The sequence below is a fragment of the Sphingobium agri genome (genome assembly GCF_023051225.1).
In the GTDB taxonomy this organism is placed as follows: domain Bacteria; phylum Pseudomonadota; class Alphaproteobacteria; order Sphingomonadales; family Sphingomonadaceae; genus Sphingobium; species Sphingobium agri.
The window spans coordinates 1,215,897-1,237,813 of record NZ_JALKHS010000006.1; the positions used below are offsets into that span (position 1 = coordinate 1,215,897).

At 61.8% G+C, this 21,917-nt stretch carries 29 protein-coding genes; 20 read left to right on the forward strand and 9 right to left on the reverse strand.

Annotation, left to right across the window (positions count from 1 at the left end; all coding sequences use genetic code 11):
- Positions 1-23: 23 nt before the first annotated feature.
- From MU848_RS09295 to MU848_RS09335, 9 genes are all read left to right on the forward strand, one after another.
- Positions 24-233 carry a hypothetical protein gene (locus MU848_RS09295; RefSeq protein WP_247231336.1) on the forward strand — a complete coding sequence of 70 codons (210 nt, stop codon included), beginning with the start codon at positions 24-26 and terminating at the stop codon, positions 231-233.
- Complete coding sequence (locus MU848_RS09300) at positions 230-799, forward strand: head-tail connector protein (protein ID WP_247231338.1); 570 nt, start codon at positions 230-232, stop codon at positions 797-799. Before MU848_RS09295 ends, MU848_RS09300 begins: the two co-directional genes overlap by 4 nt.
- Complete coding sequence (locus MU848_RS09305; RefSeq protein WP_247231340.1) at positions 799-1,149, forward strand: phage head closure protein; 351 nt, start codon at positions 799-801, stop codon at positions 1,147-1,149. Before MU848_RS09300 ends, MU848_RS09305 begins: the two co-directional genes overlap by 1 nt.
- Positions 1,146-1,706: an HK97-gp10 family putative phage morphogenesis protein gene (locus MU848_RS09310; protein WP_247231342.1), complete on the forward strand. Its 561-nt coding sequence runs from the start codon at positions 1,146-1,148 to the stop codon at positions 1,704-1,706. The genes MU848_RS09305 and MU848_RS09310 overlap by 4 nt, the downstream gene beginning before the upstream one ends.
- Positions 1,703-2,107 (forward strand): hypothetical protein, encoded by a 405-nt coding sequence (locus tag MU848_RS09315; RefSeq protein WP_247231344.1) that lies wholly within the window; start codon positions 1,703-1,705, stop codon positions 2,105-2,107. Before MU848_RS09310 ends, MU848_RS09315 begins: the two co-directional genes overlap by 4 nt.
- Entirely contained in the window at positions 2,104-2,358 is a 255-nt protein-coding gene (locus MU848_RS09320; RefSeq protein WP_247231346.1) for a hypothetical protein, read from the forward strand. Before MU848_RS09315 ends, MU848_RS09320 begins: the two co-directional genes overlap by 4 nt.
- A 68-nt stretch (positions 2,359-2,426) precedes the next feature.
- The gene (locus MU848_RS09325) at positions 2,427-2,894 is read left to right on the forward strand and encodes a hypothetical protein (protein WP_247231348.1); all 468 of its coding nucleotides are present in this window, start codon (positions 2,427-2,429) and stop codon (positions 2,892-2,894) included.
- Between the two features lie 85 nt (positions 2,895-2,979).
- Positions 2,980-3,417: a hypothetical protein gene (locus MU848_RS09330; protein ID WP_247231350.1), complete on the forward strand. Its 438-nt coding sequence runs from the start codon at positions 2,980-2,982 to the stop codon at positions 3,415-3,417.
- A 17-nt stretch (positions 3,418-3,434) separates the two neighbouring features.
- A complete protein-coding gene (locus MU848_RS09335) occupies positions 3,435-3,854 on the forward strand; it encodes a phage tail assembly chaperone (protein WP_247231352.1) in 420 nt (139 codons plus the stop codon).
- Here the strand turns inward: MU848_RS09335 and MU848_RS09340 are convergent, their stop codons facing one another.
- Positions 3,855-4,130 (reverse strand): hypothetical protein, encoded by a 276-nt coding sequence (locus MU848_RS09340; protein WP_247231354.1) that lies wholly within the window; start codon positions 4,128-4,130, stop codon positions 3,855-3,857.
- A gap of 309 nt (positions 4,131-4,439) precedes the next feature.
- Between MU848_RS09340 and MU848_RS09345 the strand changes: the two genes are divergently transcribed.
- From MU848_RS09345 to MU848_RS09380, 8 genes are read left to right on the forward strand one after another with little or no spacing between them, the layout of a single operon-like run.
- Positions 4,440-7,028 (forward strand): phage tail length tape measure family protein, encoded by a 2,589-nt coding sequence (locus MU848_RS09345; RefSeq protein ID WP_281494406.1) that lies wholly within the window; start codon positions 4,440-4,442, stop codon positions 7,026-7,028.
- The gene (locus tag MU848_RS09350; protein WP_247231358.1) at positions 7,028-7,387 is read left to right on the forward strand and encodes a hypothetical protein; all 360 of its coding nucleotides are present in this window, start codon (positions 7,028-7,030) and stop codon (positions 7,385-7,387) included. The genes MU848_RS09345 and MU848_RS09350 overlap by 1 nt, the downstream gene beginning before the upstream one ends.
- Positions 7,387-8,196, forward strand: coding sequence for a hypothetical protein (locus MU848_RS09355; RefSeq protein ID WP_247231360.1), 810 nt, complete (start codon positions 7,387-7,389; stop codon positions 8,194-8,196). The genes MU848_RS09350 and MU848_RS09355 overlap by 1 nt, the downstream gene beginning before the upstream one ends.
- On the forward strand, positions 8,193-13,202 hold the full coding sequence (locus MU848_RS09360) for a hypothetical protein (protein ID WP_247231362.1): 5,010 nt from the start codon (positions 8,193-8,195) through the stop codon (positions 13,200-13,202). Before MU848_RS09355 ends, MU848_RS09360 begins: the two co-directional genes overlap by 4 nt.
- On the forward strand, positions 13,199-13,708 hold the full coding sequence (locus MU848_RS09365; RefSeq protein WP_247231364.1) for a hypothetical protein: 510 nt from the start codon (positions 13,199-13,201) through the stop codon (positions 13,706-13,708). Before MU848_RS09360 ends, MU848_RS09365 begins: the two co-directional genes overlap by 4 nt.
- A gap of 35 nt (positions 13,709-13,743) precedes the next feature.
- Entirely contained in the window at positions 13,744-14,043 is a 300-nt protein-coding gene (locus MU848_RS09370; protein ID WP_247231365.1) for a hypothetical protein, read from the forward strand.
- Complete coding sequence (locus MU848_RS09375) at positions 14,043-14,597, forward strand: hypothetical protein (protein ID WP_247231367.1); 555 nt, start codon at positions 14,043-14,045, stop codon at positions 14,595-14,597. Before MU848_RS09370 ends, MU848_RS09375 begins: the two co-directional genes overlap by 1 nt.
- A gap of 26 nt (positions 14,598-14,623) precedes the next feature.
- Entirely contained in the window at positions 14,624-14,998 is a 375-nt protein-coding gene (locus tag MU848_RS09380) for a hypothetical protein (protein WP_247231369.1), read from the forward strand.
- 7 nt (positions 14,999-15,005) lie between these two features.
- Here the strand turns inward: MU848_RS09380 and MU848_RS09385 are convergent, their stop codons facing one another.
- Positions 15,006-15,170: a hypothetical protein gene (locus MU848_RS09385; protein WP_247231371.1), complete on the reverse strand. Its 165-nt coding sequence runs from the start codon at positions 15,168-15,170 to the stop codon at positions 15,006-15,008.
- Positions 15,171-15,320: 150 nt separating this feature from the next.
- On the opposite strand from MU848_RS09385, the gene MU848_RS09390 reads away from it, so the two are divergent.
- Positions 15,321-16,007 carry an N-acetylmuramidase domain-containing protein gene (locus tag MU848_RS09390; RefSeq protein ID WP_247231373.1) on the forward strand — a complete coding sequence of 229 codons (687 nt, stop codon included), beginning with the start codon at positions 15,321-15,323 and terminating at the stop codon, positions 16,005-16,007.
- Positions 16,004-16,549 (forward strand): hypothetical protein, encoded by a 546-nt coding sequence (locus MU848_RS09395; RefSeq protein ID WP_247231374.1) that lies wholly within the window; start codon positions 16,004-16,006, stop codon positions 16,547-16,549. The genes MU848_RS09390 and MU848_RS09395 overlap by 4 nt, the downstream gene beginning before the upstream one ends.
- 350 nt (positions 16,550-16,899) lie before the next feature.
- Here MU848_RS09395 and MU848_RS09400 read toward each other — a convergent pair whose 3' ends face one another.
- Positions 16,900-17,094 (reverse strand): hypothetical protein, encoded by a 195-nt coding sequence (locus MU848_RS09400; protein WP_247231376.1) that lies wholly within the window; start codon positions 17,092-17,094, stop codon positions 16,900-16,902.
- A gap of 12 nt (positions 17,095-17,106) precedes the next feature.
- A complete protein-coding gene (locus MU848_RS09405; RefSeq protein WP_247231378.1) occupies positions 17,107-17,394 on the reverse strand; it encodes a hypothetical protein in 288 nt (95 codons plus the stop codon).
- A gap of 95 nt (positions 17,395-17,489) precedes the next feature.
- Here MU848_RS09405 and MU848_RS09410 point away from each other — a divergent pair, with 95 nt between their 5' ends.
- Entirely contained in the window at positions 17,490-18,146 is a 657-nt protein-coding gene (locus tag MU848_RS09410) for an SOS response-associated peptidase family protein (protein WP_247231380.1), read from the forward strand.
- Here the strand turns inward: MU848_RS09410 and MU848_RS09415 are convergent.
- The 5 genes from MU848_RS09415 to MU848_RS09435 form a co-directional block, all read right to left on the reverse strand.
- Positions 18,143-18,328, reverse strand: a complete 186-nt coding sequence (locus tag MU848_RS09415; RefSeq protein ID WP_247231382.1) for a hypothetical protein — start codon at positions 18,326-18,328, stop codon at positions 18,143-18,145. The two genes, MU848_RS09410 and MU848_RS09415, sit on opposite strands and share 4 nt — an antisense overlap.
- A 344-nt stretch (positions 18,329-18,672) precedes the next feature.
- Positions 18,673-18,915: a hypothetical protein gene (locus MU848_RS09420; RefSeq protein ID WP_247231384.1), complete on the reverse strand. Its 243-nt coding sequence runs from the start codon at positions 18,913-18,915 to the stop codon at positions 18,673-18,675.
- A 112-nt stretch (positions 18,916-19,027) separates the two neighbouring features.
- Positions 19,028-19,174, reverse strand: a complete 147-nt coding sequence (locus MU848_RS09425) for a hypothetical protein (protein WP_247231386.1) — start codon at positions 19,172-19,174, stop codon at positions 19,028-19,030.
- Between the two features lie 153 nt (positions 19,175-19,327).
- Positions 19,328-19,852, reverse strand: coding sequence for a PilZ domain-containing protein (locus MU848_RS09430; RefSeq protein ID WP_315862451.1), 525 nt, complete (start codon positions 19,850-19,852; stop codon positions 19,328-19,330).
- 99 nt (positions 19,853-19,951) lie between these two features.
- Positions 19,952-21,850, reverse strand: coding sequence for a potassium transporter Kup (locus MU848_RS09435; RefSeq protein WP_247231390.1), 1,899 nt, complete (start codon positions 21,848-21,850; stop codon positions 19,952-19,954).
- Positions 21,851-21,917 lie beyond the last annotated feature (67 nt).

Genomic DNA, 21,917 nt, shown 5'->3' on the forward strand with positions numbered 1-21,917 from the left:
CCCGTCCCGTAAGGAGACTGATCATGAAATTGCGAGCGAAGGACAGCCTGCATATCTCTGCCGTCGGTCCGGACGCGATCCGTCCGGGACAGGAATTCTCATTGAACGACGGGGATGCCAAGTCGCTCATTGCGCGGGGACTGGCTGAAGAGGTCGCTGAGAAGGCCGAAGGGCCGCTCTCCAACAAGAAAGAGGGAGCTTCGCCCAGCACCAAGACGAAGAAGGCTGAATGATGCACGTGGCCGCCGTTGCTCCCGCTGCGATAGCAGTGACCTGGGAAGAGGCGAAGGCGCACCTTCGCCTTGATGGAGAGCAGGAGAAGGCTTTCGTTGAAGGCCTGATCGCGGCGGCCACTCAGCACGTGGGCGGTCCAGATGGGTGGCTTGGCCGCTCGATCGGAGTGCAGGTTTTGGAGGTGCGTCTCGAACTTCCTGACGACGCCATCATCCGGCTGCCGCTACCGCCGATCGTGGAGATCGTCAGCGTCGTATATCTCGATCGAAGCGGTGTGGGGCATACGGTGGCTGCCGATACCTTCGACCTATTCGATGGAGAGATCGAGCGCCCGGCTGCCGGTTGGCCCTGGCTAAACGGCTCACAGCGGCGCGACGCCCTGCGCATCCGGTACCGCGCAGGCTACGAAACCGTGCCTCCGCCGATCAAGGCCGCCATCTTGATGATGGTCGGCGACATGCATCGCTTTCGCACATCAGCGTCCGACATCAGCGTTACGCCGAACGCGATCCCCATGTCTGCCACGGTCGACGATCTTCTCCAGCCTTATCGGGTCTATCGCTGATGACCCTAGACCCTGGCACGCTCGATCGGTTGATCGTGATTGAGCGACGCGCTGTCGCGCAGGATCCTGATTATGGCACCTCACAGGGCGCCTGGGAAACCCTTGCAGAGGTCTGGGCCCAGGTGCGTGACGTGCTGCCCTCGCGCGCCGAAAGCCTGGACGACAACATTTCTATCCTGCGCCGCCCCGCCCGTGTTCGGATGCGCTACCGGGATGACCTGACCGGCGACATGCGCGTCAAGCTCAACGGCAAGACGATGCGCATTATTGCTGGTCCTGCCGAGCTCGGCCGACGGGAAGGAATCGAGCTGATGGTGGAAGAGATCAGCACCGACGGGGAAGCGGCATGAGCATCAGCATGAAGGGTGGCAAGGATCTCGCCGCATTCCTTCAGGCCTTCCCGGCGCACATCCAAAAGGGTGCCGTTCGCTCTGCCCTGACCGCTGCAGCGAAGCCGGTGCGCGATCAGGCGCGGGCCAACGCGCCGCGCAAAAGTGGCAAGCTTGCTAAAGCTATCAAGACGAGCAGCCCCAAGGTTGAGCAGGATGGGCGCGTCACGATCAAGGTCCAGTTGAAGGGCCAGCACAGCTACCTTGGGCACTTCATCGAATATGGGGTGCGGCCGCACTTCATTTCGGCGGGGGATAGTGACCTGTCGGCCCGTAAGCTGACTCAAAAGGCTCGGCGGGAGGGCTCCTCGGAGGAAGGCGGCGTGCTGAAGATTGGCGACACGTTCGTTTCGGGAGTCGTCATGCACCCCGGCATAGCTGCGAAGCCATTCCTTCGCCCTGCGCTTGATGCCAGGGCTGACGATGCCGTGAGGGCATTTGGCGATCGTATCCGGACCTATCTGAAGGACAAAAGCGGTCTCACAGCGCCAGCAATTCTCACCGAGGTGGAAGAATGAACGGTGTGATGGTCATGCGGAAGCTGTTCGTGGCTCACGCGGGTCTTATCGCTCTGGTTCCTGCTGACCGCATCGCAGCTGGCATCCTGCCGCAGGGCATCAGTCTTCCTGCGATCTCGCTGATGTCCGTATCCACCGCAGATCGCAACATCCCGAACCCGGGAACCCGCCGCCAGGTGGTCGAGCGGGTGCAGGCGACTGTTATGGCCGCAGACTACCCCAGCCTTAAAGCGGTGATGGCACAGGTAAAGAAGGCGGGGGCAGACCAGATGCCGACTGTGACTGGCATCGAAAACGTGACGGTCCACACGGACGGAATGGGCCCTGACTTCATGAACGAAGCGGCCAGCATCTACATGCAGCCGCTCGATTTCCGCGTCACATATTCGGAGACACGATGATGATCGAAACCATTGCAAAGCGCCGCATCACGCTGAACGGCACCACCCATCAGAAGGGCGCGACGATCCAGATGCCGCTCCAGCAGTTCAATGATCTGGAGCCCACCGGCATGGTTGAACGCGCGCCCGCTAAATCTTCTCCCAAGGCGCGCGCGCGCAAGCCTGCTGCAAAGCCTGTTGCAGCGAAGCCTGTTGCGCCCGCGCCCGCAGCAGCGCCCGTTTCTCAGCCCGGCGCCGACAAGGCCGACTGATCCGATATTGCCGCTCCCGGCAATGACGCAGGGCTGCCTTCGCGGCCCTTTTTTTGTGGAGATTTGACATGACGGTTCATACGTCGGCCGGGACGGTTCTCGGCCTCTCTGCGGCTGCGCCCGCAACCTATGATAAAGCAGGCTATGAGGCCCTTACATTCACTTCCGTCGGAGAGGTTAGCGATCTTGGCGAAATCCCGAGCCGGATCTACGAATTGGTAAGGTGGAATGCCATTGCTGAACGGGGTGCCCGGAAGAGCAAGGGTGGATATGACCTTGGTAGTCAAACCATCACGGTCGGCATCGATCCCGATGATGCGGGGCAGACGCTGGTCGATACGCTGACCAATTCTGACAGCCCTGGATCGGTGAAGATCGGGCATCCTGATCTAGGTACCATCTACGCCCGCGCGCTCGTCATGGGCGGTCCCAAAAACTATGGCGACGTCAATACTGTCGCCACTCGCCAGATCACGTTGGAATACACGATCGTCAATCAGACGACCGATGGCGTCGTGGTGGTTACGCCCGAATAATCCAGCACGCCCCTGAGCAGTATTTCCTTACGCTCGGCCTGCCGTCAGGGCGGTGGGCCGGGCACCCTTCCCTGAGAGGTTTCCCATGAGTTTCGATATCACGAAGCGCCGTGTCTCCGACACGGCCAAGATAGAACTGACGGATGGCGATGGCGCGCCGCTGCTGGATGATGAAGGCAACCGCCTGTCTGTCACTCTTTGCGGTCCCGGCTCCAGGACGTGGCAGCAGGCAGATGCGGAACGCAGCCGCAAGCAGGCGTTGCGGGCAGAAAAGAATCCCCGAAAAATCGCAAGCTCAATTATCGACAATCGCCGCGATGATGAGATCGACTTCCTGGTTGCCATCACCGTCACCTTCAATGGGTGGGAGTATCCCCATCCAGAGGTAGGTGGCACGTTCGCTTCGCCGCGCGACATGTTCAAGGCGGCATATGCCGACAACTCGATCGGCTATATCCGCGATCAGCTAACCGCAGCGGGAAACGACTGGGCGCCGTTCTCGGGGACCGCTTCGACGAACTAATCCTGTATGCCCGCCAGTTGGCCTGGCTCAACACCGCGCCCGATATTGAGCATAAGGGGCCGGGAAAAAAGCCGGAGCCGGTGACGCGGTTGCAGGCGATGAAAAGTCGGGGTGAGCATCCTTTGCTCCCCCCGGTCTCGCATCGTTATCTGGTCGGATGGTGGCTGGAGATCGGCCCCACGTTGCTGGCCGGTATGGGCGAAGGCCCAATTTCCTGGTCAGAGATCGCCGCTTGGCAAAAGCTGACTGCTAATCATCTGGAGCATTGGGAGGCGCAGGCGATCCGACGCATGTCCCGTGAATTCCTGTCACAGCAGCATGAGGCTCGGCGGCTCAACTGTCCTCCGCCATGCGCAGCGAGTGAAGAGCAGGCTGAGGCGCGCGTTCGGGTGGCTGGTCAGTTCAAGGCGTTAATGTCGGCGATGAAGAAGGATTGATCAGGCGCGACCTTCAGCCTGACGATGCTCGTCGAGCACCAGCGTCGGCTTATCGGTCGTGCGGATAGCATCTTCTTTTCCGGGCAAATGCCAGATCGCGTGAATTATCCAGCCAGCGATGAGAATCGGAAAACCAAGTCCGGCCAAGCCAGCGCTGAGCAGAGCCAGGCCGGGCGCCACGTGCGGCGGCATGAAAAAGCTCAAGCTGAAAGTTGCTACGGCAAAAAGCAGCAGAATAACCCCGCCGTGGATCTGGTTCGCTCCGTCTGGTCGCATCTTGCTCGTCCTCGCTTCTGTTGCAGCGCAAGATGCGGGCTCTCGGTAAAAAAGTCGACAATCGCTTTCGCGGCTGTCGAGTGAAAACTCCTCTCAAAGGATTTGCACATGGCTGCAGGGGTTCCGGCAGGCACGCTGTCGATTGAAATTATTGCCGAGATCGCTCGCCTACAGGACGACATGCGCAGAGCTGAAAAGGCTGTTGGTGATATGGCTCGCGTTGTCGGTGGCAGCGCACAGGCGGCGGGAAATTCTCTTGTGAAATTTGGCCAGGCCGCTGGGGCCAGCGCTAACCAAGTCAACCGCGGAATGGGGCAAGTGACCCGAAGCAGCGGAGAGATGCGAGCAGGAATGCAGCAGCTGTCGTATCAGATTGGCGATGTCGCTGCCCAGTTCGCGACTGGCACGAGCCCGATGATAATTTTCGCGCAGCAAGGATCGCAAATTGTACAAGCGATCGCGCTGATGCGAGGGAGTGCCGGGGGTCTGGTCGGCTTCTTAGCTGGGCCTTGGGGTGCAGCCATTATGGGGGCGGTGACCGTGCTAGGTCTGCTCGTGCCCAAGTTGACCGAAACATCTTCCGGCCTCGACACGGTGAAGTTCGCATCGGACGCTCTGGGGGACGCTCAGGGCATCCTTGGCAGCGTCATGGATATGACCACAGGCAAGATGAATACGCAGAACGCGGCTTTGAGGGCGCTGGCGCGGGCGCAGATTGCCGTCGCCAAAATTCAGGCGCAGTCCCGCCAGGCACAGGCGCGCAGCGACCTGTCAGGATTTCAAGGCGGCGACTATGCCTTGGAAGGTGGAATGGGGGGCGGACTGTCGATCCGTGATCGAAATCCCGGCGCGGTAAAGGTGATCTCGTCTCAAGTCCTCGCAGGGAAGCTGAGTTCCGACGCCGCGATAAAGCGGCTTGAAAGCCTGCAGCGCGCGGGGGCGCTGACTACTGAACAGTTCACGAAGGCGGCATCAGCGGTTGCAAACTTGGCTGTAGAGGGTCGTAACCTTGAAATCTTCGACTCTGCCGGCCGCATGCTGGATGGCGTCGGCAACGCTGTTGATCGCAATCTGATCCTAAAACCCGCTCGCGTGAAAAAGGCGGCGAAGGAGGCCGACGACGGGCTTAAGGAATTGCTGAAGACCGCGCAGTGGCTGGCAGACACAAAGATGGAGGCGCAGGGCAACGTCTTTGAATTGGCGCAGGATATGGAAAAGCGCCAACGCGAGTGGGGCAAGGACATCGTGCCTCTCGGCGAAGCAATGATCAAGCAGGCGAACGACCTCGCGGACTTGGAAGACGCTCGAGCGTTGGGCGCCCGGCAGGTGCTCGACATTTATTTGCAGCAGGTTGACGCGCTGGGACGAATGGGCGGGCTCTTCCGTCCGCTGTCGGGAATACTTGAAGGGTTGAAGACCGGCAACTTCAGCAATGTCGGCGGCAAGCTGGGCGGCATCCTTGGTTTGCCGACAGGCGGCGTCACCAAGACGGTCGACGGCAACGTCATCGCGGAAACGCTCGGCGACAAGCTGAAGGACATCTTCTCCAAAAATGGCGAGTTCTTCGCGGGGCTTTCGGCTGTGCTCGCAAACGCTGCACTCGGCTCAACCGCTGCGGGGCTCGCTGGAGGGAGCAAGCTCGGGGGCGGCATCGGCGGGGCAATTGGCGGCTTTCTTACGGGGAAAAATGGCCCATTTGGTAAAGCGCTGGAAAGCGGCCTCAATTCCGTCTTCCAAGGCCTTGGCTCTTTCGCTGGTCCGCTCGGGTCGATCGCCGGCGGGCTGCTGGGCGGCGCACTGGGCGGGCTGTTCAAGCCCAAGCCCAAATATGGCAGCGCTTCACTTTACATGAACGAATATGGCGACCTTGCTGGCACTTCGGGCAAAGGCAACGCTGGTTCCGCAATCCGTGCAGCGTCCGGCTTGGCGTCGAATGTCGCGGACGGGCTCAACAGCATTGCCGAGCAGCTGGGAGCCAAGATCACAGGCGTGCCGAACATCGCCTTGGGCACCTATGACGGCAAGTACCGCGTCAATGTCGAAGGACGCGGCGGCAAGATGGACTTCAAGGGCAACTCCGCGAAGGGTCTCTACAGCTTCGGCGAAGATGAGCAGGCGGCGATTGAGTTTGCCATTCAGAAGTCGATCGAAGGCGCGGTGCTGTCCGGAATCAGTCAGGCGTCAATCAATATCCTCAGGTCGGGGCAGGATCTGCAGAAGGCAATCGAGAAAGCCACGCTGATCGAGGACATTCCGCGTGAACTGCAGCGCCGCCTTGATCCGGTCGGCTACGCGATCGATGAGCTGAACAAGAAGTGGCTCAAGACTGTCGAGGCGCTGCGCGAGGGCGGCGCCACTTCGCAGCAAATGGCCGACGCGCAGAAGCTCTACAATATGGAGATGGTGGAGGCGAAGGAGAACGCCGGGCAGGCGGCGCAGGCGCTGAAGGACTTTCTCAAGTCCATGAACATGGGCCCCAACTCGCCGCTGTCCCTGCGCGATCAGTCGGTGAACGCGAAGAACGCACTGGATCCCTTCCTTGCCCAGATCAACGCCGGGCAGGCGGTCAACCAGGACAAGTATCTGGAAGCGGCCCAGACCTACCTGGATATCGAGCGGCAGATGTACGGTTCGACGGCCAAATATTTCGAGGCCTTCGACGCCATTCAGGCCGCCACGAACAAGGCGATCGCGACGGTCGATAATGCCGCGCCGATCCGCACCACGTCTGATCCGTTTATTGAGCAGACGGCGGCGGCGACAAAGTCGATGGAGGCGAACACGGCCAACACCGTGACGCTGCTGGAGAAGCAGAACGGGCTGCTGGAGCAGGTCATCCAAAAGCTGGATGAGCGGCCTTCGACCTGGACCGGCTCGCTCCGGAACTACGGCTCCTAATGCCCGCGCTCCCGTCGGACATCGCCGCAGCCTTGCGGCCACGGATGGTCGTGTCTTCGCAGGATGCGACCATCAAAACCCGCTTTCCTTCCGCGCGCGATGGCAGTGATGATCCTGCAGAGGGGTTTTTCGATAGCGCAGCCGACGCAACGACGGCGCTGGCGCAGAGGGTGGCGCTGCTTGGTGTCACCCGCCGCCGCTTCGTCGTGACCGTGAATGACATGATCGAAATCACGCCCGGCACAGTGCCGACGCACCGGGTCATCGATGCCGAACAGGGGCTTGATGCCTCCATGCTGCTCTCTCGGCTCGAAGTCGATCTGGAGCAGGAAACCACTCAGCTGGAATATTTTGGCTAATGAGCAACTCCATCGTGGTGAAGCCACTGCCGTTCGCTTCGGTGAGCGCCAGCTCGACGGCTGCTGGCTATGACGCGGCCTACGTCGGCAATGACTATATGGGCGTGGTGTGGAAGAGTGCCGCTGGCGCTGCTTCCCGCACGATCACGGTCGACATGGGCGCGAACGTCACGATCGACACGGCGGTGCTGCTGGGCTGCACGGGAGCCGATGCGAACTGGACCCTGAAGGTTGAAGCGGCAACCTCTGCGCAGGGTAGCGGCTTCCCGGCCGGGTCGTGGGTTGGCGACACTCTCCCCTTTCTCGCCGGTTCGGAAATGCCCGTGTCCGGCCGAGGGCGCGCGCTCTGGCTTGCTCCTGCATCTCCTCCGCCGGCGGCCCGCTATTGGCGTTTCACCGTGGGCGGGCTTGGCACGGGAGCCGCGACGATCGGGCGCCTGGTGCTGGGTCGCAAGATCCAGCTCGCAGAGAATGTCGTCTATGGCGCTGCTTTCGGCGTCCGCGATTTGGGCAGCATGGATTTCAGCCGACGCGGCGTCCCGCTGCGCCAGCGCGGCAAGAAGCTGCGCACCATCAATGTGTCCTATGAAGCAGTCACGCGGGCGGAGGTGGAGAGCTACATCAATCCGCTGCTCGAGGAATTGGGCAATTCCGATCCTCTCGCCTTCATCCTCGATCCCGACGCTGATGCTCAGCGGCAGAATCGCATCTGGTTTGGGGTGATGATCGGCGACCTCGGCACGGTCTGGGCGAAGCCGGGCGGCGGTGGCCATGAGTGGCGGGCCAGCATCGTGGATCTCGGCGCGTGAAAGCCTACCTGATCCAGATAGATGGATGGGACGGTTCGACCGCTGCGCCGGTGCGCCTTGCCAGCCATGATGACGATCGCCTCTGCCACCTGAACGGACAGGTGTGGTGGCCAGCCATCGCGACACTGCCGACGCTGCGCTATGATTTCTTCGACGGCGCGTTCGACGCCGCGTCGATCACTTCGCCGACAGGTTCGTTCACCGCCGCAATCGGCGCGGTTCCGATCCTGCCCGCGCTCGCCCTTCATGATGCGCGCATCCGCATCTGGCGGGGCGAACTGGGCGATGCCTGGGCCGCCTTCGCGCTCCTGTTCGACGGACGGGTGAAAGAGCAGCCGTCGATCGCGGGCGGCATTGCGACCATCAACATCGGCACGGACGACAGCTGGCTGGATCAGCCGCTGCTCTCCACCTATACGGGCACGGGGGGCGCAGAAGGCTCTACCGACCTTCAGGGGCAGGTGAAGCCGCTGGCGCTGGGCGCGCCTCGCTTCGCGCCTGCCGTGCTGGTCGATGCGGTCGACAATATCTACCAGCTGTCGGGCTATGGAGCGATCAATGCCGTCGAGGTGGCTTTCGATCGCCTGACGCGCTTCGGTGCGGCTGCCGGCTCGTCAGCATCCTTCAGCGCGCTCAAAGCTGCCGCGCTGGAACCCGGCCAATGGGGCATTGCTCCTTCTGGCGGCTTTGTCCGCTTTGGCGCACCTCCAGCTGGCATGGTGTCCTTCCACACGCAGGGGGATGCCGTTGGCGGATGGTCTCGCCGTCCGGGCGCGCTCATTTCTCGCGTGGCAGGTATCGCAGGCGCATCGGCCAAGGTGGCATCTGCGGACGTTACGGCGCTAAACAGCGCGCGTCCGTGGAACCTGTCGCTGATGGTGACGGCGCAGACCACCGCGCGCGATTTGATCCAGCGCATTGCTGCCAGCGTCAATGCCGTGGCCTACGTCGACTGGCTCGGCATGCTACGGGTTGCCGCGATCGGCATCGGCGCGGCATCCATGACCATGGCGGCCGATGGCAGCGCCCTGCCACCCGTCGCGAGCGTCGAGCAGGTGGCGATCGGCACGCCCTACTGGAAGGTTGCCCAGGGGGCGGTGCCGACATGGCAGGTGCATGGGCTTGGTGACATAGCCTTCAGCGCCCCACTGAACCCACGCGGCCCTTATGATCCCGCAGAGACCTATCGCGAAGGTGACATGGTCACGCTGCCGAATGGGTCGCAGTGGCTCTATGTGTCCATAAACCCAGCAAGCGGTTCAACGCCGGGCGATGGCAACACGAGCTGGTACCGCCTGTCGGACGACATCACCGCCGACAACATCACCTATGCCGACGGCACGGTGATGGAAGATTTGAAGCCTGCAGAGAAGGATGCGACGAAAGGCGCCACCGCGCAGCAGGCCATGGATATCGAAGCTGCAAAGCAGGATATCCAGAACCTCATCGACACCTACGGCAGCACCGCGAGCGCGGCGGCTTCGGCATCGGCGGCAGCGCTGTCAGAAGCGGCGGCACAGTCGGCCAAGGCAGCAGCCGAAACCGCCAACGCAAACGCGCAGCAGGCGAAGAGTGATGCCCAGGCGGCGTTCTCCAGCTCCACCACGGCGCGTGATGCGGCGATCGCAGCGCGGACGGCAGCTGAGACGGCGCGCGACCAGGCGCAGACCAGCGCTTCGAATGCAGCAGGATCAGCGACGGCGGCGGCAGGATCAGCCAGCAACGCGGCGACCAGCTCTACCGCAGCCGGCAACAGCGCTACGGCAGCTGCGGCAAGCGATGTGTCCGCTCGCTCTGCTGTCCGGGATGGGCCGGTCACTCCGTTCAATTTCAAGCAGGGCAAGGCTTACTGGACCGAAACTCGCGCTGGCGATCCGGCGACGATCGCAGATCCGACGAACGGGTCAGTGGTCACCGACAGCGAATTTGGCCAGTGCTACGAGATTTCGACTTGGCAGTCGGTCGGCTCCAACATCGGACCAAAGGCTGCGATACCACTCGTTCCCGGGCGAATTTACGAGGTTACTGCCAAGTTCAAGGTGACCGCATCGGACGGTTCTGTCGGCTTCAACTTTGTCGCCGCGCTGATGACCTCCGCCTATGCAGCTTTCAGCACGTCGATCGTGGGCAGCAGCGAACTGGTCGTCACGGACGGCGGCACCAAGACGATCACCGCTAAATTCAGCACCGTCGCAGGGGCCGGGATCACGGTCCTGCCGTCCGGCGCCGTCTATTTCCGGCCCATGTTCCGCCAGAACAGCAGTTCGGAAGTCGGCCTTGTGTTCCGCCTCGCCGAAATCCGGGTCGCCGACGTTACTGACCGCGAGGCCGCTGCTACGTCCGCATCGGCGGCAGCGACCAGCGCATCGGCCGCATCGACCTCGGCCGGGGCGGCAGGCACCAGCGCGACCGCCGCGCAGAACAGCGCGACGGCTGCCAATACCTCTGCGGGCAATGCCAGCACCAGCGCCGGGCAGGCATCGACCAGCGCCACCAATGCAGCCGGATCAGCGTCGGCAGCATCGACCAGCGCCACCAATGCAGCGAACAGCGCGACAGCGGCAGGCAACAGCGCATCGGCCGCCTCGACCAGCGCGGGCAGCGCCAGCACCAAGGCGACCGAAGCGGCGCAGTCGGCGTCGGCCGCAGCGGGCAGTGCGACGACGGCATCCACCAAGGCTGGGGAAGCCAGCACCTCGGCCACGCAGGCGTCAAACTCGGCGACGACGGCGCAGGGGCATGCCTCCAATGCTTCCACGAGCGCAACGGCAGCTGCCACATCGGCCACCAATGCAGGCAACAGCGCGTCGGCCGCCTCAACCAGCGCAGGCACTGCCAGCACCAAAGCGACCGAAGCTGACAAGTCGGCAAGTGCGGCGGCGACCAGTGCCGTCACAGCGTCTTTCCTCGACGTTGGCTATGTGGCGGATTTCAGCACCGGCTCTGCGAATGGCTGGGCTGGGCAAAATGCCACTCTGACACCTGGCACCGGCGGAATGGCTGTGGCTGCTACCGGTGTCGATGTCTATCTTCGTTCCCCGGCCGGGCTGTCGATTCAAGGCAGTCGCTTCACCCGCATCGTGGTGGAACTTACCAGAACAGCCACTCGCTCCAGCGGCACCTGGGATGGGGTCGCCTACTATACGACCTCTGGACACGGTGAAGGGTCGTTCAACGCCAAGAATGCAAACGATCCGCAGCTGAACGTCCGCACCACGATGGTGTGGGACATGACGCAGCTGGGGGGCACGGGCGGTGATGATTGGATCACCAGCACGATCACACGGTTCCGCTTCGATCTGGATCAGGGCGCCGGAGGCAGCTTCGTGATCCATTCGGTTCGGGTGGTCGGCCCCAACAGCCTGGCTCCAGCTAGCGCTGCAGCGGCAGCTGCAACCAGCGCATCGAACGCGGCAACCTCCGCCACCAACGCCGGGAACAGCGCCACAGCCGCGCAGACCAGCGCCACGACGGCCAACACCAAGGCTGGGGATGCATCGAACAGCGCGACCGCCGCTGCTGGGTCGGCATCAAGCGCCGCGACCAGTTCCACCAATGCTGGATCAAGCGCAACGGCAGCGCAGAACAGCGCCACGGCTGCGGCAACTTCAGCATCGAATGCATCGACCAGTGCCACTTCAGCTTCCGGCAGCGCCACAACTGCGACTGACAAGGCTGCGGCGGCGGCAGCAAGTGCAAGTCTAGCGGCGCAATACAAGGGTGATGCGGAGTCCAGCGCGTCGGCGGCTTCGAGTTCGGCGGCGGTGGCCAGTTCGTCCGCCTCTGCCGCGCAGTCGAGCGCCACACTCGCCGCCAGCTATGGTGGCGCGGGCGGGAATGGGCTGCCGAACTCTCAGTTTCCCAACCTTTCCACAGCCGGTTGGACCTTCGGGGGCGCCAACGGCAGCAGCGGGTCGGTAAACGGCGGAGGTGATAACTTTCGCCCTAAGGATGAAAATGTTCTCTCGATCTACCAGCCCAATGGCACGACGACAGGCATTTCAGACTGGATTTCCGCAATGGGTGGCGAAGTCGGAAAGACCTATGAGGCCTCTACATGGCACGGCACCCCCCGGTGCTCCGGGAAGCTGATCATCCTCTGCGTTAATGCCAGCGGGGCGTTCATCGCGGAACAGGAGGTGAGTCTGTCAGGCGCATTGGGCGGCCCATCTCTAGGCACGTTCAAGCGAGATTCGGTGCGGATCACGGCTGTAGCTGGCACTGTTAAGATCGCTGTTATCCTCCGCAAGAACGGTACCAATTCAGGCCAGGCAGACTCCTGGGCATTCTTTGTGCGTCCGCAGATCGCCGAAGTGTTGCCGGGATCATCGCAGCCGGTTCCCTATTCGCCATCGCCCAACACCGCTGTTGTGGAGCAGGTTGCTGGCGTAGCCGCTGAAGCGTCGGGACGCACCCGAGCGTTCGTGCAAATTGGCGCCGCAGTACCCGGGCAGCGTGCCGACGTCACAATCTGGGCCGACAACGCCGGGGCGGGCGTAAATCTCACCGGCAATGTGGGCATCAGCGGAAACCTGCTGGTCGATGGAACGGTCAACGGTGTCAAAATCGGCAACGGCGCGGTCGATACCGGCAAGATCGCCCTGGAGGCAGTTACCAAGAGCTATTTCGCTCAACTCGCGTCGCCGATACTCTCCGCTGGCGTCAATGCTGTGACGACCGTCCTTACGCTTTCTGTCGCCGGAGTAGCGGCAGGCGAGGTTCTGCGGCTGTCCGGAATTATGCGTCTCGAGTGCCCGGACGATCTTCAAGGCGAAATATACATCGCTTACGATATCAACGGGTCAGGTGGCACTGCGTTCTCACTCGACAAATATAAGTTCGATAGTGACGGTGGCGCTTCCACGCAGTTGGCCATTCCACTCTTCGGACGAATGATCGCTCCCTCTGCCGGGACGTACAACTTCTTCCTCTACTTCATTAACCGAAAGTCCGGCACCGACATCGGCACCGGCACATCATTCGACATCATGAGGCAAAGACGATGATAGCAGCCGCAATCTACAAGGATGGCGCGATTGCGCGCGTGATCACGGTCCCGGATTACCCGGCGATCGCGTCGAACATGCTTGAGGGCGAGATCGGCTTCGAGATCCCCGCACAGGCGGCGTTCTCGCTGCCAATCAATCTCGACCTGGTGCGGGCTTTCTATCACGCCCGGATCGATCAGGAAGCTGGCACCTGCCGCTCCCGCTTCATCACCGATGTGCCGGGGCAGGCGCAAACCTATCTCCGCAAGGAAGCAGAAGCTCGCGCCTGGACAGAGGGTGATGAAGTGGCGAACCCTGGGCTTTATCCTTTCATGCTGGCGGAAGCATCGGTCCGCAGCGTGCCGATCGCGCAGGTGCGCGACGAGATTATGGATCAGGTCAACCAGCTCGTGCCCATGGCGGCGATGATCGAGGCCAAGCGCATCCATGCCAAGCGAATGGTCGATGCTGCCGACGATATCCCCGGCATCGCTGCTGCTGCTGCCGTGCAGTGGCTCGCCTGACCAGACTTTACCCGGTTCAACAAAGGAGAACGACCATGAATGACAGCGCAAGCACTTCGGCGATCGCGCAGCTGTTGGCCGAGCGGGCTCGGATTGATGCGCAGATTGCTGCCGCACAGCTTCCTGCCCTTCAGGCGATCCAGGCCGTGATGAACCGCCCATCCACGAGCAAGATCGCAGACGATCTGGAAAAGCTGCGCGCCGATCTTCCTGAAGGCCAGATGGCTCATGAGCAGGTCGGCAATGTGATCACGGTCATTCGCGCGGTGAAGGACCTGATCGACCAGGATGTCGCGCGGGTTGAGGCGCAGATTGAGACACCTGAGCCAGCGTGATGATCAGCACGGTCATCATGTCGGCCGCGACCAGCGCCGCCGCCGACGCAGTCCGCTCTGGACCGGGCACAACCGCCCCGCCCAGCTTCAACGAGGACCCGTCGCTGTTCCTCTTCAACCTGTTCATCATGACAGCGGCGACGTTCCTGGGCGCGATGATGGTGGGCAAGCAGGCAAGTCGAATTTGGGGCCAGCGCTTCCACGATCACCCGCTGGACCCGGTGACGCTCTACCGCACAATTACGATGTTGGCTGCATTCGGGCTTACGATCAGGTGTGGCGCGGCTGCGATGGAGCTCTGGGGCTGGAACCCGGATGATCCTTCCACGACCGCCCGGGTGCTGATGGCGAAGCGCTGGCTTGATCCGATCGGGGTTGGATGCGGCTTCTTGTGGATGGGACTCGCTATCCTTGGTGAGCCGGGAATTGAGCATCAGCTGCGCAAGGCTCCGCTGCCCGTGGACATGTGGTCGCGGTGGCCAGCACTTGCGCGGGCTACGGCAATCATAGGGCTGAGCTTCATCGCCGCTCTGGCAGCAGTATGTCTCCGGTGAGACTGATATGGGGGGCTTCGGCAGCCGTGACCGGCACACTTTTCTCGCAGCAGCCCGTCGTCTGGTGGATCGCGGGCTATCCCTTTCCGGCCGGGCCAATGGTGGTCTGCATCTGTGCCGTCATCATCACGCGCGTGGTCATCGGCCTGCAGGCGAAGGGCAAGGCGCAATGGGCGCTGGATCTTTCCATCACCGCGCTCTGCCTGCTGATCACCGTCCTTTGGGTGCAGGCGCATCAGCTGGACATGCTGGCGGCCGGGATCACTGGCATCGGCATTGCTGCGATCGGCGCGAGCATCATCGGTATGGCCAAGGGCTTTGTGGCCGGCCGCATCAAGGCAGCGATGCAGGCCTTTGGTGAAACGCTGATCGGCGGCGGGTCCGGTAAATCTGAACGCTAAGGAGCGATCAGGCGATCTTCCATTCAAATTCTCGACGCAGTTCAGCAGCCTCATCGCTCTGGTCAGACCGATCTAAAGCTAGCCATCTCTGGCGACGCCGATGCCACTCGATGTCCTTGGGCATGTCGCGCCACTCCTGGCGCATGCGATCGTGGAGAGCCTTGTAGTCCATAGTGACAGGAGCCTTCGCCGGTGCTGGGCTGATCATAGCGTTTCCGGTCAAGAATGTCATCCGGCGGTCCGCCGCAGCGCTGACCACCCCTTTCTGGGAATTGACGATCGACAGGGCGCTTTCGGGCGCCCTTTTTCATGGGAGAAGAATATGGACCAGGCTGCGCTTCAGCGGCGGCTGGCTGCGCTCGGCTATTACACCGGCGCGATCGACGGCATCATCGGGCCAAAGAGCAAGAGCGCGATCATCGCCTGCCTGACCGGCGGCCCAGATTATCCGATCACGTCCGCTGATATTGGGCTGGGCGCTTCGATCCTTGGCGTTGATGACGCGAAGATCTGGGCTGTCTATGAGGTGGAAAGCTCGGGCGATGCCTTCGTGGATGGTCGGCCGACGATCCTGTTTGAGCCGCACCGCTTCAGCCGCGCGACCGGGCATCGGTTCGACAAGAGCCACCCGCACCTGTCGTCACGAACATGGAACCGCAACCTGTACCCCAAGGGGCAGGCTGCGCGCTGGCAGCAGCTAGTGGATGCGGTCGCCCTCGATGTCGATGCAGGATTCGCCTCCGCCAGCTACGGCGCGTTCCAGATCCTCGGAGAGAACCATGCCGTCTGCGGCGCGCATGATCCGTGGGCGTTCGCCTGGCGGCAGGCGCAGACCGAAGGCGACCAGCTGGAGGCCTTTGTCCGGTTCGTCGAGGGGCGTGGATTGAAGGGCGCGCTTCAGCGTGGCGATTGGGCCGCCTTCGCGCGCGGTTACAATGGCACGGCGTTCGCGGCCAACAAGTACGACACTCGCCTTGCGGCCGCGTATGAACGGAGGAAAGCGGCATGACCGAACTCTCCCTCCTGCGCCGCTACTGGTGGGCCATCCCCATCATCGTGCTGCTCGCCGTCAACTCCATCCTGTTCCTAGTGCTGAACGCTCGCACTGCCGATCGCGACCAGTGGCGAGATCGTGCCACGGCCGAAGAGAAGGCCCACAAGCAGACTGCCGCCAACTATCGCGCCGCCGCCGCTGAAGCCCAGCGACAGGCGCAGGCCAATGTCGTCCGCGTGAAGGCGGAACAGGCGCAAATCACCGAAAGGACCGTGAATGACTATCAGACTCGCCTTGCCGATGTTGATGCTCGCTATGAGCGCGTGCGCGCGCAACTCGCCGCCCGCCCCGATCTCCGCAGTTCCGACGCAGCTCCAATGTCCATCGCCAGCGACGCCACCTGCCGAGCTTATGCAGGGACCGATTGTGACGGACTTCTTGCCAAGCTCCGAGTAGCGGAGCGGCAGGCGTGGAACTTGGTCGCGCTGCGCAAATGGGCCCAAGAGCAGGCGTCGGTGAAGGTGGAGCCGGTGCCATTCACCCCCGGAAGCGATTGACTATCCTCTTCCATTCGCGTTCGTCGGGCATCGGCAGATCAATCAGCCTGCCCGTGTACGGCCTGATCGCATCCAACCTTCGCGGCCTTACTTTTTTCCCAGTGTATTGTCGGCAGACGCGGCACCACATCCTCGATCGAGCACTTCTGAAATCGTCGGGCCAGCCCTTGCGGTGAAAATGCCACCAGATACCGTGCGGCTGGAACGCAGCGAAATGACCGCAGCCGCACCCCACCTTGACGGCATAGCGCCAGGCTGCCGCTTCAAACAGACAGGTGGGAACCTTCAAGCCGTCGGAATAGCGAGACACTTATTCCTCCACTCTGCATGCTGGCGCCCAACTCCGGCGCTCACTGATCCCAATTCACGTTCGCCCGAGCGAGCGCGGCAGCTTGGGTGTTGTACCCCTCTGCGACCAGGTCATTAATCATGTCCTCAACTTCTCGAGGGTGCATCGGATCTCCGCGTTGGATCTGCTTCATCATGGCATTATATTCGCGCAGGACAGGGTCTCGGCCGCGCCGCGCGATCTCAATCTGGTCCATCGGCCTGCGCCCTCACATGACAAAGGCGCGGTCTTCGCCATCAACGAAGCTGCGAAACTCTTCAGCTGCCTCAATCAGCTCCGCCTCAGTGGGAACGGTCAGCCCGCGCGATATCGCCAGATCAACCGCCGCGCGGGCAGCGTCGATGTGCGAGAAAAACCCCTCACCTTGCCGCTCATGGGTCGAGTGGGATTGAGGCTCAGCCCGCCGCACGGCCACGAACCATTTACCGTCGCCAAACTCCAGATCCACGTCGGGATGCGATGATCCGATGAATTGGGCTTGCCGTTCCTGCTGCATTTTCCGTCCTCCGATTCGATGCCCGATTGTAGAACGAAATAAGAACAAACGGGAGTCCGGTTGACTCTCGGCCCGCCGCTTCTCACCTTCTGGTCATGTGCAATCGAGCGGAACGCGGCGACACGCAGAAGGTGCTGAACCTTTTCAAGGCCAAGCGAGGCGCGCGTTTCAATGAAGGCCCGCTCCAGATCCATCCTGCCCAGCCCGGCATCGTGATCCGGGTGGAGAACGGCGAACGGGTGCTGGAGCAGATGACCTGGGGCTTTCCGCTCATCCAGAAGAGCAAGAAGACGGGCAAGCCTCTGAAGCCGAAGCCAGTGAACAACGCCCGCTTCGACAAGCTGCATACCTATTTCTGGAAGTGGGCCGCCGAGAAGCCCGAGAACCGCTGCCTTATTCCGACAGCCCGATATTGTGAGGCGTGCGGCGAGCCGGGCTGCATGACGGAAACGTGGCTATCGGTGAAGGATCAGCCCATCTTCGCCTGGGCGGGGCTTTGGGCAAACAGCGACGAGTGGGGCAGCGTTTTCACCGGCGTGATGACGGACAATGCCCCAGACCTGATCGACATTCACGATCGCTCGCCCGTGATCATCGATCCAGAGGATTGGGATTTTTGGCTCACCGCCCCGCTTGAGGAGCTATACCGGTTTGACCGGCCCTATCCTGCTGATCGGCTGCGCGTAGAGCATACCACCACGCCCTGGTTTCAGAGGAAGGCGGCTCCGATAGAGGGGCCAACGCTGCTCTAGCAGCCCGCCTGCCGCTCTGGGTTCATCACCTCAGCCACAGCGTCGTAGCTCTCCTGTAGCTCAAGCTGGCGACCATCTGCGAACACGACCAGCGTGCCGTCGTCGCTGGGCTGGAAGTAGTCGATCTGCTCCAGGTTGATGCTGACGGGGTTCCCGTCGTTGAGGGTGAACTCAGCTATCATCGTGCGCTCTCCATGGTGCTGAAGCGATCAATCACTCGATTGGGTTCCGAAGTGGGAATCGCTGTTCCCCAAAGCGAGGTGCGCTCAGCGCCGGGCGGTTAGGAACTTATGTTTGTGGCTGGTTCCCTTCAGTCGCTCAAACCCATTTAGGTGGCGTTCTCAGTTCCCCCATGCCTCGGAAACCCGCGAAAAACTGTGGGGTAGTATGGTGGCAAATTGGGGGAACGGTCATTGATAATAAACGGGAAAATGCTTCCACGGCTGAAACACTGGAATGGCGATCGCAGTTCGATCTAGTGCCGCATCACGCCGCGCTGGACGGGGTTCCGCTCTGATCCTTAAAATCACGCAGGCGGGTTGATGTCTGCCCAGCGCTGCGGCTCGTTCGGGGGCAGTGCGTAGCCATGCTCATCTTCGAAGAACCATCGCCCTGCCCCGAATCGTCCGGTCGAATAAAGCCAATGCGGTGGGCCCGGATTGACGGTCCCGTGCGCATAGTGAAACGCAAATAGGATCTGACGCCCGTCTTTTCGGTCGTCTGGCATTGCCCCCATCGGCTGCCAGTTGATGAGTGGTACGGTGATCATTGCGGTTCGCCCCTCCATATGCGCCTTTAAACTCTGAACTTTTTGAGAGGACTTTCTAAGCGGTAACGTTCCTCCGCTACCATTTTTAAGCTTCAGCAGAAATTTGGCAGCGTCAGTTGATCGCATTAGCGGCCAGCTTCTTGTAGAACGTCACCCAGGCTTCATGCACCCTCCGGATGTCCGGACTATCTGCGCGCGACGCCAGATGTTGATTACGCTCCGCCAACTGTTGGAAGCGCGCCTGCTCATTTACATTCATGGTTTACGAATAGTTCCCGTCCGCATTTGAAGCGCGGGAAAGCCTGGGCACGGGAAAAAGTTCAATGAAAAGAAGGTTAACGTCGTAACCAGCCAGCCGCGTGAGGCGAATGGCGCGAGGAGCGCGCTTTGCATCGCTCAGCCCCTCAGAATATTAGAGGCGGCTTTGCACCTGCAAAAACGGGTGCGAGAGCAGCTGGTAGACCTCGGTAGCGGCAAATCCCGCCGCGCTCAGGGCGAGGACGAGGAATATGCCGTACTGGAATGCGGCTGACCAACGGCGGCTATTTTCGAGTTGACGCGCGATCTGCGCGTCAGCCTCCATTCTCGACTGTGAACGCCGCTCGTAGGCAGAGCCGGGATCATTAGCCGATTTGGGTCGCGACGCAAGGCGCGGCTCGTTGATTATGGCGGCGACGTCCAGCCTGCCCTGCGCCTGAATGCCGAAAAATCGCTCTTTCCGCCAGACCACGCGCCCCACGATCGTCTGCTTTCCGCGCCTGATCTCGAGATAGGTGCCGCGGTTCGGGGCATTATCACATGCCAGCAGCGCACCGCCGGACGACAGATTGTGGATGACCACCTCTGTCCAGCTTGGGCCAGTGTTCATCCGTGCCGGGATCAACACCGGCTGGCGCGCCTCCCGAGGCTTATACCCGATTTGTAATGACTTGAGCACCCGACAGCCTCTTTTAGCCCGATGCCTGATAAGCGAATATAGTGAACAGAAATCTAACGATAAAAAGGCACGTCCCGAGACTTCAATCCTATCCGCCTCTCAAATCTCCAGTTGCGACCCCAGTTCGACCACGCGGTTCGTCGGCAGCTTGAAGAAGGCCATGGGACTTTCCGCGTTGCGCACCATCCACGCGAACAGCCGCTCGCGCCAGATCGCCATGCCGGGCCGGGATGAGGGCACCAGCGTCTCCCTGCTGAGGAAATAGCTGGTATCAGCAACGCCGATCGGCCCCCCGCAGTCGCGCACCGCTTTCATCGCGGCCGGAACATCGACATTCTCCATGAAGCCGTGGCGCAGGATCAGGCGATAAAAGCCCGCGCCATGATCTTCCGCGCTCGTGCGTCCGTCATAGGGCAGATGCGGGACATCTTCGGTCCGCACCGTCAGGATGATGTTACGCTCATGCAAAATACGGTTGTGCTTCACATTATGCAGCAGCGCGGGCGGAACGCCTTCGGTCGTTGAGGACAGGAATATTGCTGTCCCCGGCACCCGCTTCAACGACGCGCCTGCCGATTTGATGAAAAGCTCCAGGTCCATGGCGTCTTCGCGCAGATAGCGCCGCATGATCCGCCGTCCCGTCGCCCAGGTCGTCAGCACCAGGAACGACACGCCCGCGACCAGCAGCGGGAACCATCCTCCATCCGGGATCTTCGTCGCGTTCGACAGGAAATAGGCGCCATCGACGATCAGGAACAGCCCGATGACCAAACCGGCCGCCACGGGGTTCCACCGCCATACGCTGAACGTCAACACCGCCATCATGCAGGTGGTGATGACCATGGTTCCCGTCACTGCGATGCCATAGGCCGCCGCCAGATTGCTAGAACTGCCAAAGCCCAGCACCAGCATGATGACCAGCACCAGCAGCGCCCAGTTGATGAGCGGCATATAGATCTGCCCGGCCGCCGACGCGCTGGTGTGCAATATCCGCAGTCGCGGCAGGAAGCCGAGCTGCACCGCCTGCCGCGTTACCGAGAAAGCGCCCGATATGACCGCCTGGCTTGCGATCACGGTCGCCATCGTCGCCAATATCACTAGCGGCAACCTCGCCCATTCGGGCGCCAGCAGGAAGAAAGGATTTTGCGCCGCCGCAGGCTCGTCGATGAGCAGCGCCCCCTGCCCCAGATAATTGAGCATCAGGCACGGGAAAGCGGCGTAAAGCCAGGCGACACTGATCGCCCTGCGCCCGAAATGGCCCATGTCGGCATAAAGCGCCTCCGCCCCCGTCACCGCCAGTACGACGGAGCCCAAGGCCAGGAATGCAAGCTTGGGATCGATGAGGAAGAAGTGCAGCGCCCACCACGGATTGACGATCGCCACGATCTCCGGGTGCCGCAATATATTGGCGGCGCCCAGCACGGCGAGCGCAAGGAAATAGACCACCATGATCGGCCCGAACAGCGCGCCGACTCGCGCCGTCCCGATGCTCTGGATCACGAACAGCGCGATCAGGATCACGATCGCGATCGGCAGCACCAGCGGCGTCAGCCCCGCTTCCACGACCGTCAGCCCCTCGACAGCCGACAGCACCGACACCGCCGGGGTGATGATCGCGTCGCCGTAAAATAGCGCTGTCGCCAGCACGCCCAATGCCGCGATCGTCGGCGTCCAGCGCGTCTCGCCCATCCGCCGCCCGATCAAAGCCAGCAGCGCCATGCTGCCGCCCTCGCCATTATTGTCGGCGCGCAGGATGATGAACACATATTTGACCGTGACGACCAACATCATGGTCCAGAAGATCAGGGACAGCACGCCATAGATATGGACCGGATCGACCGCCAGCGGATGGTGGCCGACGAAGCTCTCCTTCAATGCGTAGAGCGGCGAGGTCCCTATGTCCCCGAACACCACCCCCAGCGCCCCGAGCGCGAGCCCGGACAGCGGACCATGCGCCGTTTGGCCCTCCGCCCTTACCGGAAAGTCCTTGTCAGCCATAAGGAAGAAACCCCCAAATCTGGCGAGCGCCTATGCCACAACCTGGGATGGCAACGCCATGGGGGAC

What these genes read in the sequence shown, in the direction of transcription:
- MU848_RS09385 (WP_247231371.1), bottom strand. Translation starts at nt 15,170, where the DNA reads ATGGACTACAAGGCTCTCCACGATCGCATGCGCCAGGAGTGGCGCGAC.
- MU848_RS09350 (WP_247231358.1), top strand. Translation starts at nt 7,028, where the DNA reads ATGCCCGCGCTCCCGTCGGACATCGCCGCAGCCTTGCGGCCACGGATG.
- MU848_RS09410 (WP_247231380.1), top strand. Translation starts at nt 17,490, where the DNA reads ATGTGCAATCGAGCGGAACGCGGCGACACGCAGAAGGTGCTGAACCTT.
- MU848_RS09405 (WP_247231378.1), bottom strand. Translation starts at nt 17,394, where the DNA reads ATGCAGCAGGAACGGCAAGCCCAATTCATCGGATCATCGCATCCCGAC.
- MU848_RS09375 (WP_247231367.1), top strand. Translation starts at nt 14,043, where the DNA reads ATGATCAGCACGGTCATCATGTCGGCCGCGACCAGCGCCGCCGCCGAC.
- MU848_RS09425 (WP_247231386.1), bottom strand. Translation starts at nt 19,174, where the DNA reads ATGAATGTAAATGAGCAGGCGCGCTTCCAACAGTTGGCGGAGCGTAAT.
- MU848_RS09355 (WP_247231360.1), top strand. Translation starts at nt 7,387, where the DNA reads ATGAGCAACTCCATCGTGGTGAAGCCACTGCCGTTCGCTTCGGTGAGC.
- MU848_RS09395 (WP_247231374.1), top strand. Translation starts at nt 16,004, where the DNA reads ATGACCGAACTCTCCCTCCTGCGCCGCTACTGGTGGGCCATCCCCATC.
- MU848_RS09305 (WP_247231340.1), top strand. Translation starts at nt 799, where the DNA reads ATGACCCTAGACCCTGGCACGCTCGATCGGTTGATCGTGATTGAGCGA.
- MU848_RS09295 (WP_247231336.1), top strand. Translation starts at nt 24, where the DNA reads ATGAAATTGCGAGCGAAGGACAGCCTGCATATCTCTGCCGTCGGTCCG.
- MU848_RS09300 (WP_247231338.1), top strand. Translation starts at nt 230, where the DNA reads ATGATGCACGTGGCCGCCGTTGCTCCCGCTGCGATAGCAGTGACCTGG.
- MU848_RS09435 (WP_247231390.1), bottom strand. Translation starts at nt 21,850, where the DNA reads ATGGCTGACAAGGACTTTCCGGTAAGGGCGGAGGGCCAAACGGCGCAT.
- MU848_RS09340 (WP_247231354.1), bottom strand. Translation starts at nt 4,130, where the DNA reads ATGCGACCAGACGGAGCGAACCAGATCCACGGCGGGGTTATTCTGCTG.
- MU848_RS09365 (WP_247231364.1), top strand. Translation starts at nt 13,199, where the DNA reads ATGATAGCAGCCGCAATCTACAAGGATGGCGCGATTGCGCGCGTGATC.
- MU848_RS09345 (WP_281494406.1), top strand. Translation starts at nt 4,440, where the DNA reads ATGGGGCAAGTGACCCGAAGCAGCGGAGAGATGCGAGCAGGAATGCAG.
- MU848_RS09330 (WP_247231350.1), top strand. Translation starts at nt 2,980, where the DNA reads ATGAGTTTCGATATCACGAAGCGCCGTGTCTCCGACACGGCCAAGATA.
- MU848_RS09415 (WP_247231382.1), bottom strand. Translation starts at nt 18,328, where the DNA reads ATGATAGCTGAGTTCACCCTCAACGACGGGAACCCCGTCAGCATCAAC.
- MU848_RS09400 (WP_247231376.1), bottom strand. Translation starts at nt 17,094, where the DNA reads ATGGACCAGATTGAGATCGCGCGGCGCGGCCGAGACCCTGTCCTGCGC.
- MU848_RS09370 (WP_247231365.1), top strand. Translation starts at nt 13,744, where the DNA reads ATGAATGACAGCGCAAGCACTTCGGCGATCGCGCAGCTGTTGGCCGAG.
- MU848_RS09320 (WP_247231346.1), top strand. Translation starts at nt 2,104, where the DNA reads ATGATGATCGAAACCATTGCAAAGCGCCGCATCACGCTGAACGGCACC.
- MU848_RS09325 (WP_247231348.1), top strand. Translation starts at nt 2,427, where the DNA reads ATGACGGTTCATACGTCGGCCGGGACGGTTCTCGGCCTCTCTGCGGCT.
- MU848_RS09310 (WP_247231342.1), top strand. Translation starts at nt 1,146, where the DNA reads ATGAGCATCAGCATGAAGGGTGGCAAGGATCTCGCCGCATTCCTTCAG.
- MU848_RS09390 (WP_247231373.1), top strand. Translation starts at nt 15,321, where the DNA reads ATGGACCAGGCTGCGCTTCAGCGGCGGCTGGCTGCGCTCGGCTATTAC.
- MU848_RS09315 (WP_247231344.1), top strand. Translation starts at nt 1,703, where the DNA reads ATGAACGGTGTGATGGTCATGCGGAAGCTGTTCGTGGCTCACGCGGGT.
- MU848_RS09420 (WP_247231384.1), bottom strand. Translation starts at nt 18,915, where the DNA reads ATGATCACCGTACCACTCATCAACTGGCAGCCGATGGGGGCAATGCCA.